The 13,931-nt window shown below is 35.5% G+C and carries 14 protein-coding genes; 5 read left to right on the top strand and 9 right to left on the bottom strand.

The features are described 5' to 3' along the window. Positions 1 to 11 precede the first annotated feature (11 nt). From ACIQ2S_RS00820 to recR, 3 genes are all read right to left on the bottom strand, one after another. Complete coding sequence (locus ACIQ2S_RS00820) at positions 12 to 2,468, bottom strand: GumC family protein (protein ID WP_396172163.1); 2,457 nt, start codon at positions 2,466 to 2,468, stop codon at positions 12 to 14. A 3-nt stretch (positions 2,469 to 2,471) separates the two neighbouring features. Further along, positions 2,472 to 3,260, bottom strand: coding sequence for a polysaccharide biosynthesis/export family protein (locus ACIQ2S_RS00815; RefSeq protein WP_396172162.1), 789 nt, complete (start codon positions 3,258 to 3,260; stop codon positions 2,472 to 2,474). A gap of 131 nt (positions 3,261 to 3,391) precedes the next feature. Beyond that, positions 3,392 to 4,006, bottom strand: coding sequence for a recombination mediator RecR (recR, locus tag ACIQ2S_RS00810; protein ID WP_396172161.1), 615 nt, complete (start codon positions 4,004 to 4,006; stop codon positions 3,392 to 3,394). Between the two features lie 251 nt (positions 4,007 to 4,257). Here recR and ACIQ2S_RS00805 point away from each other — a divergent pair, with 251 nt between their 5' ends. Beyond that, positions 4,258 to 5,766 carry a sodium:solute symporter gene (locus ACIQ2S_RS00805; RefSeq protein WP_396172160.1) on the top strand — a complete coding sequence of 503 codons (1,509 nt, stop codon included), beginning with the start codon at positions 4,258 to 4,260 and terminating at the stop codon, positions 5,764 to 5,766. Here the strand turns inward: ACIQ2S_RS00805 and ACIQ2S_RS00800 are convergent, their stop codons facing one another. After that, complete coding sequence (locus tag ACIQ2S_RS00800; protein WP_396172159.1) at positions 5,767 to 6,126, bottom strand: CoA-binding protein; 360 nt, start codon at positions 6,124 to 6,126, stop codon at positions 5,767 to 5,769. Positions 6,127 to 6,333: 207 nt separating this feature from the next. Between ACIQ2S_RS00800 and ACIQ2S_RS00795 the strand changes: the two genes are divergently transcribed. From ACIQ2S_RS00795 to ACIQ2S_RS00785, 3 genes are all read left to right on the top strand, one after another. Continuing rightward, the gene (locus tag ACIQ2S_RS00795; protein ID WP_396172157.1) at positions 6,334 to 6,762 is read left to right on the top strand and encodes a hypothetical protein; all 429 of its coding nucleotides are present in this window, start codon (positions 6,334 to 6,336) and stop codon (positions 6,760 to 6,762) included. 66 nt (positions 6,763 to 6,828) lie between these two features. Continuing rightward, positions 6,829 to 7,452: a MarC family NAAT transporter gene (locus ACIQ2S_RS00790; protein ID WP_396172156.1), complete on the top strand. Its 624-nt coding sequence runs from the start codon at positions 6,829 to 6,831 to the stop codon at positions 7,450 to 7,452. Positions 7,453 to 7,498: 46 nt separating this feature from the next. After that, positions 7,499 to 8,923 (top strand): SDR family oxidoreductase, encoded by a 1,425-nt coding sequence (locus ACIQ2S_RS00785; RefSeq protein WP_396172154.1) that lies wholly within the window; start codon positions 7,499 to 7,501, stop codon positions 8,921 to 8,923. Positions 8,924 to 9,013: 90 nt separating this feature from the next. On the opposite strand, the gene ACIQ2S_RS00780 is transcribed toward ACIQ2S_RS00785, so the two are convergent. From ACIQ2S_RS00780 to ACIQ2S_RS00760, 5 genes are all read right to left on the bottom strand, one after another. Next, the gene (locus tag ACIQ2S_RS00780; protein ID WP_396172153.1) at positions 9,014 to 9,442 is read right to left on the bottom strand and encodes a hypothetical protein; all 429 of its coding nucleotides are present in this window, start codon (positions 9,440 to 9,442) and stop codon (positions 9,014 to 9,016) included. An 83-nt stretch (positions 9,443 to 9,525) separates the two neighbouring features. Further along, the gene (gene ctlX, locus ACIQ2S_RS00775) at positions 9,526 to 10,464 is read right to left on the bottom strand and encodes a citrulline utilization hydrolase CtlX (protein WP_396172152.1); all 939 of its coding nucleotides are present in this window, start codon (positions 10,462 to 10,464) and stop codon (positions 9,526 to 9,528) included. A 32-nt stretch (positions 10,465 to 10,496) separates the two neighbouring features. After that, on the bottom strand, positions 10,497 to 10,865 hold the full coding sequence (locus tag ACIQ2S_RS00770; protein ID WP_396172151.1) for a four helix bundle protein: 369 nt from the start codon (positions 10,863 to 10,865) through the stop codon (positions 10,497 to 10,499). Positions 10,866 to 10,912: 47 nt separating this feature from the next. Further along, positions 10,913 to 11,830: a dimethylarginine dimethylaminohydrolase family protein gene (locus ACIQ2S_RS00765; RefSeq protein ID WP_396172149.1), complete on the bottom strand. Its 918-nt coding sequence runs from the start codon at positions 11,828 to 11,830 to the stop codon at positions 10,913 to 10,915. A gap of 166 nt (positions 11,831 to 11,996) precedes the next feature. Beyond that, positions 11,997 to 13,280 (bottom strand): citrate synthase, encoded by a 1,284-nt coding sequence (locus ACIQ2S_RS00760; protein ID WP_396172148.1) that lies wholly within the window; start codon positions 13,278 to 13,280, stop codon positions 11,997 to 11,999. A gap of 469 nt (positions 13,281 to 13,749) precedes the next feature. Here ACIQ2S_RS00760 and ACIQ2S_RS00755 point away from each other — a divergent pair. Continuing rightward, positions 13,750 to 13,931 (top strand): helix-turn-helix domain-containing protein (locus ACIQ2S_RS00755; protein WP_396172147.1); only part of this gene is annotated, 182 nt, incomplete at its 3' end.

Raw genomic sequence — 13,931 nt, 5'->3', positions numbered from 1 at the left:
GAATAATTGACTTACTTTTTAGTCGTGAATTTTGCTTTAATTCTAGCTAGCAACCGCTTCGGATCATCTTCTACATGATAGCCTGAAGCATACGCTCCATAACCATATCCATAACCAGTGCCATATCTAGTGCCGTATTTAGCTTTGGATTCGTAGCCATTAAAAATAATACTAACGTTTTTTAATTCGCCACGGTTTACATGATTATTTAGTAAGCTAATCATATCTTTTTTAGTGTAATTTTGTCGCATCACATACAACACTACATCGGCATAATTAGCCAATTCAACAGAATCGGAGACCAATCCGATGGGAGGTGTATCTAAAACAATATAATCGTATTTCTGTTTCAATTCTGCAATTAAATCACCCATCAAATCACCCAACAATAATTCAGAAGGGTTGGGCGGAATGGGTCCGGAGGTAATAATATCTAAAAAAGGTATATGCGATTTTTGAGTAACTTCTTCCAATGTTCTTTGACCGATTAAATAGTGCACCACTCCGGTCGTATTATTTATTTTGAAGTCGTCGAAGATTCGAGGCTTTCGCAAATCCAAACCTACAATCACTGTTTTCTTTTCACTTAATGCAAAAACTGTTGCAATGTTAATCGAGCAGAACGTTTTACCTTCACCGCTGATGGAAGACGTTAGCATCAATGTTTTTGAGCCTTCAAGGTTGTTTTTTTTGTATAAAAATTGTAGTGAAGAACGAATGGCTCGAAAAGATTCTGCCAACGCCGATTTTGGCTTTTCATACACTGCTAAATCGGATTCTGTTTTTTTGTAACCCACTACGCCAATGACCGGTACTTTGGTTAATTTTGCAATCTCATCGGTGCTTAAAATCGAATTCTCCAAGAAAAATTTTGTAAAAATTACGGTAAGCGGTAAAAATAATCCCAGTAAAAAAGCTAAGATATAGTTCACACCAGTTTTGGGTCCGATTTGGCCACCACCAGTATCTTTTGCTGTATCAATAAAATGCAAATCCGGCAGGTTGGCAGCTTTAACGATATCTGCTTCATTTCTTTTTTCAAGAAACTTTGTAAATATAACATTGTTCAGATTAAAATTTCGAGTGATTTTCATGAGCTCTTGTTGAGCTGCAGGCAATTTTTTTATTTCACCATCTACTGATTGAATTCGGTCGTTCACTTGAGACAAATCATAATCCAAAGAAGTTTTTGCTGATGCAATCGTTTCAAGTATAACTTTTTTTAATGCTTCAATGTCTTTATCAAACTCTTTGAACATCTTTTCATTTTTAACGGAATAGGTCATTTCCTCCCGTTCGGTAGACAAAAGAATTAATTTAGACACGTTGGCAATGATGTTCGGATCTTCTATCCCTGCTACGGAAGGAGCCGGCAATTTTGAATAATCGGTGCTTTTCGTTAAATAAGCTCTAAGGTTGTTGTAATAAGCAATTTTCCGATTGATCGCGTCTTTCTGTAGGTCATATTCGGTCAGTTTTTCACTCAGCACTTGTCCGCCTGCTTCTATTTCGTAAACATTTTTATCCTGGCTGAACGTTTTTATTTCGTCTTCATTGGCTTTCAATTTATTCCCCATATCAATTAAAGTACTGTCAATAAAACTGATGGTATTAGTGGCAAATTTATTTTTGCGGTCGAGTTCTTTTTTAATTAAAATCTCCACTGTTGCATTCAAATAATCCACCAATCGGGCTTTGTTGTTGCCTTGCAGCGACAACTTTAAAATAGAGGGAGCTTTGGGCTCAATGTTTGTGGCAATCGATTTATAGCGGGCTACTACCCCATCGAAGTTGTTAAAACGAATGAAATACTTTTTATCTGCAATAAACCCGGGATTGTCTGTAAGCTTCAACGTACAGTTCAAAAATGGCAGTATTATTTTCTGACCTACCTTAAAACGTTTCTTATATTCACCCATCGGAACGATAGTGGTACTCGCTGTTTTTGTGAAATAATTATACACTTGCACCTCATCGGATTCAAAAGGTATATTTATTTCAAATTCTTCCTGATTGATGAATGTAATTGCAATAGGAATATTCAGCAGTTGATAATTATCTTTATCTAAAACTATTAGAAAAGGGGTGCTTCCATAGACATCCTCTTTATTGTATTTGCCTTCTTTGAGATAATCCACATAAAACTCGAGCTTATCCACTACATCTTCATTGTGACTTCTGGAAGTGAGTGTCATGGCAATATTCTGCACTTGATCGGAGGTCCCGCCCCAATTGAATGTTAGGCTGGTATTAGAGGTAAAAAGCGGATTACTTTCTTCTTTTACAGCAATAGTGGTATCTACTGCATATATTTTTTCCTTGCGAACATTGATATTATATGCGATTATAAATGCAATAATCCAACTCGCTAAAAACCATTTCCAATAGCTAACCATTTTGACCAAAAAGCCTTTAAAATCAAAACTGTTTTGAGTATCAAACTGCCAAAAATCTTTTGAATTAAGCATTTTTTATAACGTAGTTAAGATAATAATAGACGTTACTAATGACAAAAGAGTCACAATTGTAGTTAACGATTGTATTCCTGTAGCACCAGTTCCCCAAGATTTTTGTTTCAATGGATGCACTAAAATATAGTCATTCGGCTGGATGTAGTAATAGGGTGATTGCAAAACTGCTGCATCCGTGAGGTCTACGGTGTGCATTTCTGTTCCTTGCGGAAGTTGTCGCACGATGAGTACGTTTTTACGGTCACCCACCATCGTTATATCCCTGGCATTGGCTATTGCTTCCATAATTGTGACTTTTTCCTGAAACAACAATTTGGCTCCGGGTTCGTTTACTTCTCCATTGATGGTATATCGCAAACCTCCTAATTTGACCGATACAAAAAGATTCACTTCTTGCTTGAAATACTCTTCTAATAGTCTTTTTTCGATTTCCATGCGAATTTCTTCCAACATATAGCCCATAACATTGATTTCTCCTAGCACAGGAATGCGAATGTTTCCATGGTCATTAACAGTAAATCCATCAAAATAAATGGACTGTTCATTCTGCATTGCCTGCTGAGTTTCCGACTTGGCAAACATATTTGAAAGCTTTTGATCCGCCGTTTTGATGTTAATCACCAAAACATCATTCGTTTGCACACGATAGGGTTTGTGAGCGATGGCATTCACCGATTGTGTGGCGGCAATATCTTCTTTTTTTTGCAGGTATTGTAAGTCCTTTTGTGGCACACAAGAGCTCATTACAATTCCTACTAGTAGCACTATGCTAAAAAAAGATTTATTCATGCTGTTTTTTTTATTCAACAAATATAGTTTATCCACTCCAATAACAAAAAAAAGGGTAGCATTTCTGCTGATTTTAGTACTATTCGACCTTTGCAACCGCTATTAAAAGCACTGATTCGTCAAGAATTGTATTATCGCATGGTGGTTTCAAAAGGTATTCTTTGTAAAATACTTCGACCTAAAGTTACCTCATCTGCATATTCCAATTCATCACCTACTGCAATTCCGCGGGCAATTGTTGATGTTTTTACCGCAAAAGATTTAATTTGCTTGTAAATGTAAAAATTGGTTGTATCTCCTTCCATGGTTGAACTTAAAGCAAAAATAATCTCCGCAACTTGCTCGTTTTTTACTTTCTCCACCAAACTTTGAATCGTCAATTGACTAGGTCCAACGCCTTCCATAGGTGATATTTTTCCTCCTAAAACGTGGTAAATTCCTTTAAATTGTCCGGTATTCTCAATGGCCATTACGTCCCTAATGTCTTCCACCACACAAATAATGGCCTGATCTCTTTTTGGATTGGCACAAATTTCGCAAATAGCTGCATCTGAAATATTGTGACAACTGCTGCAAAATTTTATTTCTTCCCGCATTTTAACAAGAGCTTCACTCAAAAAACGGGTTTGTTCCAAAGGCTGTTTCAACAAATGCAACACCAAACGCAAAGCGGTTCGCCTACCGATTCCGGGTAATTGAGCCATTTCGTTGACCGCTTTTTCAATTAATTTTGAAGAAAATTCCATGGGTCAAATTTACTCTTTTTTATTGACTATAAATATGTACATAAATTTTAGAATTCATCTTTCAAATCTACACTTTTAAACTGCTTGAGGTTTGTAACAGCCCTTGCATGATATATCTCCCCGACTACGGAGATTTCGATATAATCATGAAAAGCCTTCTGGCAAATTTTTGTCAAAAGCTCGTTTTAAAAGTTGACTTGGTTAATTCATTCCGGCAAAAACACTATTTTTGAACCATCTAAATAACAAACATGAACTCTACCATCATTTTAATTTTTGTGCTTGTCTATTTTATTGGCTTGCTTGTCATTGCCAAAATAGTCAGTAAAAATGCCGACAATCAATCTTTTTTTATAGGAAACAAAAAAAGCAAATGGTGGTTAGTCGCTTTTGGAATGATTGGCACGAGCTTAAGCGGCGTAACGTTTATTTCGGTACCTGGAACAGTTGGGAAACTCACCGGAACAGAATATATCTATGGTGGATTTGAATATTATATGATGGTCATCGGATTCTTTCTGGGTTATTTTATTGTGGCATTCGTACTGTTGCCTCTTTATTACCGGATGAACCTAACTTCTATTTATAGTTACCTCGGTAAAAGATTTAACAACGAAGCCCACAAAACCGGCTCCATCTTTTTCATTATTTCAAGAGGTGTCGGAGCTACCGCTCGTTTGTTTTTAGTTATCAATGTTTTACAGATATTTCTTTTGAATCAATTGGGTGTTCCCTTTTGGCTTACCACCATGATTATTTTAATGATGATTGTGCTTTACACTTATGAAGGTGGCGTAAAAACCATAGTGGTAACCGATACATTACAGACCTCGTTTATGCTGATCAGTTTGGTAGTTTGTATAATCTATGTGCTCACAAAGTTAGATATGAGTGCGGGAGAAGCATTTTCTCAGCTTAGAGAGCATAATTACACTCACTTATTGAATATGGATATTAATTCTAAAACCTATTTTCTCAAAGCTATTTTGGGCGGTATGTTTATTACTATTGCCATGACCGGATTAGACCAAGAAATGATGCAAAAAAACATCAGTGTGGACAATCTGAAAAACTCTAAAAAGAATATGCTTACCTTTGCATCCACACTGCTTATTGTCAATCTGGCATTCTTATTTTTAGGTGGAATCTTATATTTGTACGCACAACAATTAGGCGGCTTTTACAGCGGTAATGAATTTTTATTAGACAACCAAAACCGCATGGGCGATGACCTGTTTCCGTCCATGTCATTGTTAGGCTATCTGCCGTTATTCGTTTCAGTAATTTTTATCATCGGGTTAATTTCAGCTTTATTTCCATCAGCCGATGGTGCACTTACTGCTTTAACAAGTTCTTTTTCTATAGATTTACTGAAAATGAATGAAAACACAACGCTTTCCGAATCTCGTAAAAAAAGAATCCGAATTATTGTTCACCTGTGTTTTACCGCTATTTTCTTTTTATTGATTTTGATTTTCAAATGGATTAACGACAAATCGATTGTCTATCTGATTATGGAAGTCGCAGGGTATACTTACGGACCACTTTTAGGACTTTTTGCTTTTGGGATTTTTACCAGTAGAATTATCCAAATAAAATTTGGCATCCTTTCCGTAGCAATTATTGCTCCCTTGCTAACTTATCTGATAAACATATGGGTTAACCAAAATACAAATTACAGAATAGGTGTCGAGCTGATTGCCATCAACGGTCTTTTGACTTTTATCGGCTTGTGGATTATCAGTAAAAAATCGAAATAATTAATACTGATTCGTAGAAAGTAACACCAACGTACAAGCTACTTCTACTTTAATGTTATTGATTCCCAGCAACGCATAAAACTCAGGGTTCTCTGTACCGGGATTGAAAATCACTCGTTTGGGCTGCAAACCTACAATGTAATTGTAATAATCGCGTTGACCTTTCGGATTTAGGTACAATGTAACCGTATGGATATTTTTAAACGGAATTTGTTTGGTTTGAATTTTTACTCCACTCACTTCACCCTCTTTTTGACCAATAGCTACAACTGCATGCTCTTTTTTCAACAAACTGTTAATGGCCATAAATGAGTAACGTTCCGGATTGGTAGATGCACCAATAACTAGGGTTTTTTTCATGAGATTGTTCTAAGTTGCAAAGGTACTGTTTTTTCAAGAATGTATGCCCTTTTTAAAACTTGAACAATTGCTAAACCTTTACTAATGGACTACAAGCACTCAACTGAATTGTTTAAATTTACCTTATAAAAAGATGTACTACCTAATTTACTAATTGACCAATTAACACATTGACTAATTGACACATTACCTAATTGACACATTAAAATGCTCGCCAACACCTCCTACAACGACAAGAAAATCAATCAAACCATTGATGAATTAGTGGGAAGACCCTTTAGCCTAATTGAAAACTTCAAGCGAAACGGCATTGGTTCACCCCGATTAGATATTTTCAAAACCAGTGAAGAAATTGCTACCTTGCTTTCGTATGACAACAATCGGAATTTTTGCAATGTAGAACTGCGTCCCCGAGGCATTATTATCCGTTTCCGGTCATTGCTGGAAACCTTTTCCTTGGTAATTCCATATTACAAATTAGTGGTCTTTAAACCGGCCAATTCCTTTACTTTTCATATCGATCAGCATTTTATCTCTGTAGATGCTCCCGCAAAGAACAGAGCCGTGCATCGGTTCATGGAAAAATTAAATCAATTGAAAACTGAAAATTCTCCAACATATATTGACGATTTATAGTAACTTTGTTTTATTCATGAGATAACTCTGCATCTGATGGTTGTCTTTATTTTTGCAAAAAAAACGATGGAACTATTTATTTACATTTTTGCCGCCTTGTTTTCTGTGCTGAACCCATTAGGAGCGGTGCCCATTTTTGTTGGACTAACGCAGGATTATACCAAAGCTGAACGTTCGCGGGTATCTTTGTTGACCGCTTTAAATGTTTTTATCATATTAATTATTTCCTTTTTTATAGGAGAATATGTATTGAAATTCTTTGGTATTAGTATTGATGCATTGCGAATTGCAGGCGGACTAATAATTGTTAGTTCGGGATTCTCTTTACTTACCGGTAACTTCAACAAAACCCGAGGTGTCAATAAAAAAGTAGAGTCGGATGCCCAAACCCGTAATCAAATTGCTTTAACACCTTTGGCAATACCAATGCTTGCAGGTCCTGGGTCTATTTCTTTGTTAATTGCCTTCTACCAAGATTACACAAAAATCAGTGAAAAAATTATTGCAGTATTTGCCATTTTAGGCGTTGCTTTGGTTATTTTCTTTGTCTTAAAAAGTGCCCATTACCTTTCCAGAATATTAGGAGCTTCAGGCATTGTTGCTATTTCACGAATTATTGGATTTATTGTTATTGCCATTGGAGTGCAATACATCAGTAGTTCCATTGTAAACATATTCAGATCGATTTAACGATTGTTTATCTGTTTTTCTGAGTACCTTTAATAAAAATTGGTCAATGAAAATTCTTCTGACAGGTGCCAACGGATATGTAGGCCGACGATTACTACCCGAACTTTTATCGGAAGGTCACGAAATCATTTGCTGTGTTCGCGACAAAAACCGTTTGGGTTTAGACAAGACAACATTAGAGGCCATTACAGTTTGGGAAGTTGATTTTTTGGCGGATGTATCGTTGGAAAATTGCCCAAAAGATATCGATGTTGCTTATTACCTCATTCATTCGATGTCGGCTTCTACACAGGTTTTTGACACGATGGAATCGAAAGCTGCCGAAAATTTCAACTTGTATATGAATCACATTGGTGTGAAGCAAGTCATCTATTTGAGTGGTATTGTTAACAATCATATGCTTTCTAAACACCTGCAATCGCGTAAAAATGTGGAAGACATTCTATACCAAGGCAATTTCAAGCTTACGGTGCTTCGAGCGGGAATAATTGTAGGTTCCGGGAGCTCATCTTTTGAGATTATCCGTGATTTGTGTGAAAAACTTCCACTGATGATTACTCCTAAGTGGGTACTGACCAAAACGCAACCAATTGCTATTCGCGATGTTATTCACTATTTAATAGGTGTACTTTTAAAAGAAGAATGCTACAACGATTCTTTTGATATTGGAGGCCCCAATGTACTTACCTACAAACAAATGATGCAATTGTATGCAAAAACCAGAGGGTTTAAAAATTGGATTTATACCGTACCTGTCATGACACCGAAATTGTCATCTTATTGGTTGTATTTTGTCACCTCAACTTCGTACAAATTGGCAGTAAATTTAGTGGATAGTATGAAAATGGAAGTTATTTGCAGCGACAATCGATTGCAAAAAATGCTTGGTATCAAACCCATATCCTATACAGAAGCAATCAAATTAGCGTTTGTTAAAATTGAACAAAACTTAGTTATTTCAAGTTGGAAAGATAGTTTGGTGAGTAGTAGGTTTGATTACAATCTATCAGAATTTATACAAGTCCCTACGTTTGGCTGTTTGAAGGACGAAAAGAAATTAAAAATACACAATCCAGAAAAAGTATTAAATAACATCTGGACGATAGGTGGAGCTAAAGGATGGTATTATGGGAATTGGTTATGGCAAGCAAGGGGATTTGCAGATAAGTTATTTGGGGGTGTCGGTTTACGAAGAGGGCGGACACATCCCACTCATTTAGACAATGGCGATTCGTTGGATTTTTGGCGGGTGTTGTTAGCCAATAAAGAGGAAAAACGCCTCTTACTTTTCGCTGAAATGCGATTACCGGGCGAAGCATGGCTGGAATTTCGGATTGATGAAGAAAATATGTTGCACCAAATTGCTACTTTCCGACCTAGAGGACTTTGGGGCAGGTTGTATTGGTATAGTTTAGTGCCGTTTCACTATTTTATTTTTGGGGGAATGATACGGAATATTGGGAGAGGGTAATGGTTTAAGAGGTTAATCGTTTAAGAGGTTAAAACTCTGAAAAAGTTTCTGCATATAATTTCGGAAGTAAGTTTTGTAACACATTGATAGTTAATAATTCTTATTTACCCAGCAATCCTTCGAAATATCAAAAATTTCTTTACGAAATGCTTCTGCATATAGTTTAGGTAGTAATTTTTTACGATCCCTTTTTATTATTCGTTCAGCTTTCTTCAAGCTAACAAAATCAATTATCCAATCATATAAAACGATTATTTGAATGTAGTCACAATTATCGATAATTTCTAGAGTTTCAGTTTGATATCCAATTCCTGAAAATAAAATCTTTTTAATAGGAGTTTTGATTTCTATCTTAAAATTTCCGTTAAAATCAGTCTCACCTATTAATTCATTACTTTCATCAAAAATTTTTATTGCCGGTAGTTCTATTAACTCTTGCCCAATAACTTTTCCACTTATGACACGAGTTTGACTGTGAAGAGTGAATGAAACCAGAAGAAATAATATTTTAAAATTCATTTTAAAGATTAAAGATGTTTGAAAATCTATAGTACAATAATCTTTGTAAAAGTTTTCAACTTTAACAAAGATGTTTACTCTAATTATTCAGCCTTTGGCAAAAACACCTCAGCCATCATGCAACGGGCACTTCCCCCACCGCAAGCTTCGATGGTATCTAAACTCGAACTTAAAATCTCGCAGTGTTCTTCTATTTTTTGAATTTGTGCTTTTGTTAGACTGTGATGAGCTGACGTACTCATAACTAAGTAACGCTTGTTTTCTTTTCCTTTTACCTGAAGCATATTACCGGCAAAATTATTTACTTGCTCTTCCGTGATAAGGATAATATCTTTTCCGTCTGCTTTCAGATTATCTAACACCATTTTTCGCTCCTTTTTATCATCAATACAATCGGCACAAATAACCGCGAAAGTTTCAGCCAAGCACATCATGACATTTGTATGATAAATCTGTTTGCGTTCGCCATTTACAGTTTGAAAAGCTTCAAAAATAACCGGAGCTAAATCGTAATCTTCGCAAAACTCGATGAATAATTCTTCATCAGCTCTTGGCGACAAAGCACAATAGGCCTTTTGATTGGTTCTGTCTAGTAAAATACTTCCCGTTCCTTCCAAATAGAAACCATCGTCTTCCGCAGACGTATAATCCATTATTTCGTTAATTTCAAAACCATTGTTTTCAATGATATCTAAGATATCTTCTCTACGTTCCAAACGACGATTCTCGGCAAACATTGGGTATAAAGTCACATCACCATTTTCATGAAATGAAATCCAATTGTTTGGAAAAATACTGTCGGGTGTATCCGGTTCTAAGGTGTCATCAACTACAATAACATTAACTCCTACTTTCTTTAACTTGTCTACAAAAGTGTCAAATTCCTTTTGAGCTTTCGCATTAACCGTTGCAGGTGTTGTATTGTCCAGAACTTTTTGGTAATAATTATTTACGGCCGTCTGCTCGTTCATACGAAAGGCTACGGGACGAATCATAAGGATGGTGTTGGTGGTTTGGTCCATTTTGTTGTAAGTTTTATGTTGTAGGTTGTGGGTTAGGTTCTCCAATTTTCTTCAACATATTTAATAAAATTGAAAATTTTTGCACTTAACTCATTGTATCTATTAATCAGTTCTTCATGATTTGGAATCACATCTGGATACAATTTAGTGATTTTTTCTATATGAAACACAGTTTCCAAGCAACTTGCCCATGAATAGGTGAGAAATTTTATGAAATCAGCTTTATACCTTTTTCTCCCGTAACCTTCTACAATATTTGTTGGAACAGAATCAGAGGATCTTCTCAATTGACTACCTAATTCATACATCTCGTATTTAGGCAATTTTAAAGAATAGGAATGTGACAAATAAAATAATTCTAATCCTAAATTATATATATCTAAATCTTTATAACTTTTCATACTACAACTTTTTTTTCAACATACAACCCACAACTTACAACATTCAACTACTTATCTCGTATTAAAGGGAGTGTCGAACATCGCAATAATCCTTCTTGTTTGGCGATTTCTGCATAGGGTATTTCTTCGACTGTGAATCCTTGACTGCGTAACCAGGTATTTAATCGTGTGAAATTCTTTTCTGAGACAACGACATCAGGAGCAATGGAAAACACATTTGAATTCATGTGATACATTTCATCGCGTGTGATGTGAAATAAATTATCTTTTCCGAAAAGGTCTACTAAAAACACATAATCAGCTTCTTCACGGAAACCGCTTTTGTAAATGATTCCTTTGTCTAAACCTACAGGTTGAAAACAACAATCCAAATGCAATGCATTGTCTCTTGCTTCCAGTTTCGATTTCACCAAATCAAATTCCTTAACTTTTTTGTGCGGAAACAACTGTTTAATATACTCCACTCCTTGCCAATTGGTTCTTGCGGTGATGTAATCTTTGTAATCAGAGCCTTTATAAGTTCCGATAAAAATATAATCGTTCCAAAGCATCACGTCTCCTCCTTCAATATGCACTTCCTCCGGCGGTCGAACCACTTTGTTGGGATCGATTTGATCAATGATGTACTGAATTGCATCCAGCTCTCGTTCTCTATCCGGAAGTATGTTCGATTTGATAAAGGTGTCATCAATCACAAATCCAATATCTCGGGTAAAAATTTGGTTGTAGTTATGAATAATTTCCGGTCGAAAAACTTGGACATCATATTTCTGAAAAACTTGGTTAAAAGCCTCCATCTCCTGAATCATATCAGCTTCTATGGGATAGTTTCCTGCCAAAATATGTTCAAGTGATTTTGGGTCGTAGGCTTCTTCTTTAGTTGGTGTTGGACCATTACTGACTGCGGTTCCTAACACCACAGCTCTTAATCTTGAAGTTTCATTTTGTATATGTATGGGAAGCATAAATGTCTTTTTTTGGCTTTTGACAAAGATAAAAAAAGGGTTTCCAAAAGCAATGAATATTGTTGAATTATAAATATTGTGGCTCATTTTTACCTACTTGATAAAAAAAACCTTCCATTAAGGAAGGCTCTGTTTTTAGGCAAGGACAAGTCGTGACCTTTCCTAACTAGCGATTATCAATATTTTTAAAATCTCTTAACGGATAACCTGTATAAACCTGTCGAGGTCTACCTATTGGTTCTTTGTTAATTCTCATTTCTTTCCATTGAGCAATCCAGCCAGGTAAACGACCTATCGCAAACATCACGGTAAACATTTCGGTTGGAATTCCTAAAGCACGGTAAATTATACCGGAATAGAAATCAACATTTGGATATAAGTTTCTTGATTTGAAATATTCGTCTTCCAGTGCAACTTTTTCTAATTGTTTGGCAATGTCTAATAACGGATCTTCAACACCAAGTGCGTTTAAAACATTGTCAGCAGCCTCTTTAATAATAGTTGCACGTGGGTCAAAGTTTTTATAAACTCTGTGCCCGAAGCCCATTAAACGGAACGAATCATCTTTATCTTTGGCTTTTAAAACATACTTTGCTACGTCGCCACCATTGTTGTGAATTTCCTCCAACATTTCTAAAACCGCTTGGTTTGCACCACCATGAAGAGGCCCCCAAAGAGCAGAAACACCAGCTGAGATCGAAGCAAACAAACCGGCATGCGAAGAACCAACAATTCGTACTGTAGAAGTAGAACAATTTTGTTCGTGATCTGCATGAAGAATAAATAATTTATCTAATGCACGCACTACAATTGGATCAATTTTGTAAGGTCCGGTAGGTAGCTCATACATCAAATGCATGAAGTTTTCTACATATCCTTTTGTATTATCATAATAATTCAGCGGATACCCCATTGATTTTCTGAAAGTCCAAGTTGCAATTACTAAAAATTTACCCATGGTTTTACAAACCGCTTCATACATCTCTTTTTCATTATGCGGATTGACAGATTTAGGATTAAAAGCTGTTAACGCACTGGTTAAAGAGGATAAAACCCCCATAGGATGTGCTGTTTTCGGAAATCCATCGATGATGTTTTTCATTTCTTCATTCACCAATGTATATTTACGAATGTCGTTTTCGTATTTTTCCATCTGAGCCTTAGTAGGCAATTCACCAAAAATCAACAAATAGGAAACTTCTAAAAAGTTTGCTTTGGCAGCTAACTCTTCAATTGAATAACCACGGTAGCGAAGAATTCCTTCTTCACCATCTAAAAATGTAATTTCACTTTTACAAGATCCTGAATTTTTATAACCAGGGTCAAGAGTAATCGCACCGGTTAAAGCTCTTAATTGTTCAATATCGATAGCAGCTTCATTTTCACTTCCTATGATAACGGGAAACTCGTATTCTTTGCCGTCGAATTTTAATATTGCAGTTTTTGACATGATTTTATGTATATTATGTATGTATAAACTATGTTTGTTGCGAAATTAAGGAATTTTAGACAAATGTTAAAATTTTATCTCCATCGTTTTCGTTAAAATTAGTATAAAGTTGCTAATTATATATACATTAAGTGGAAATAGAAATTGATTGCAGATTAAAAGTGCTTTTTTTAAGCATGAAAGTAATAAAAACAGGTAAAGTTTTCTTTTAATTTTACTCCTTCATACAATTATGATTTGCAAAGTATTTATGCAGTATAAGTACTGTGCGGTTTTCATTAAGAATATGAAAATTATAAAATATTAATACAACCCGAAAAAGGAATATCTAGTATCTTTATTTGTCGATTTTATCGTTTTTTCTATCTTTAAACTTCAATGACGGGTAAATGACGGGTCAATTTCAATCAAAATAGTTGCCTTAAAAAAAGAGGGGTTGTACTATTGCCAAACAATTAATAACCATACTATGAAACAACCGGAACTAGGTAAGATTTTAACCAACTTACGTAACGAAAAAGGATTAACTCAAGAAGAGTTAGTTGAAAAATGTAATATCAGTGTTCGAACCATTCAACGGATTGAAGCGGGAGAAGTCACCCCAAGAAGTTATACCGTAAAAACCATTTTGGCCGCACTTGATCAAGATTT

It is taken from the genome of Flavobacterium sp., assembly GCF_044371705.1.
GTDB lineage: Bacteria > Bacteroidota > Bacteroidia > Flavobacteriales > Flavobacteriaceae > Flavobacterium.
The sequence above is the reverse complement of the archived record's forward strand: the minus strand, read 5'-3'. Positions and strand labels throughout refer to the sequence as shown.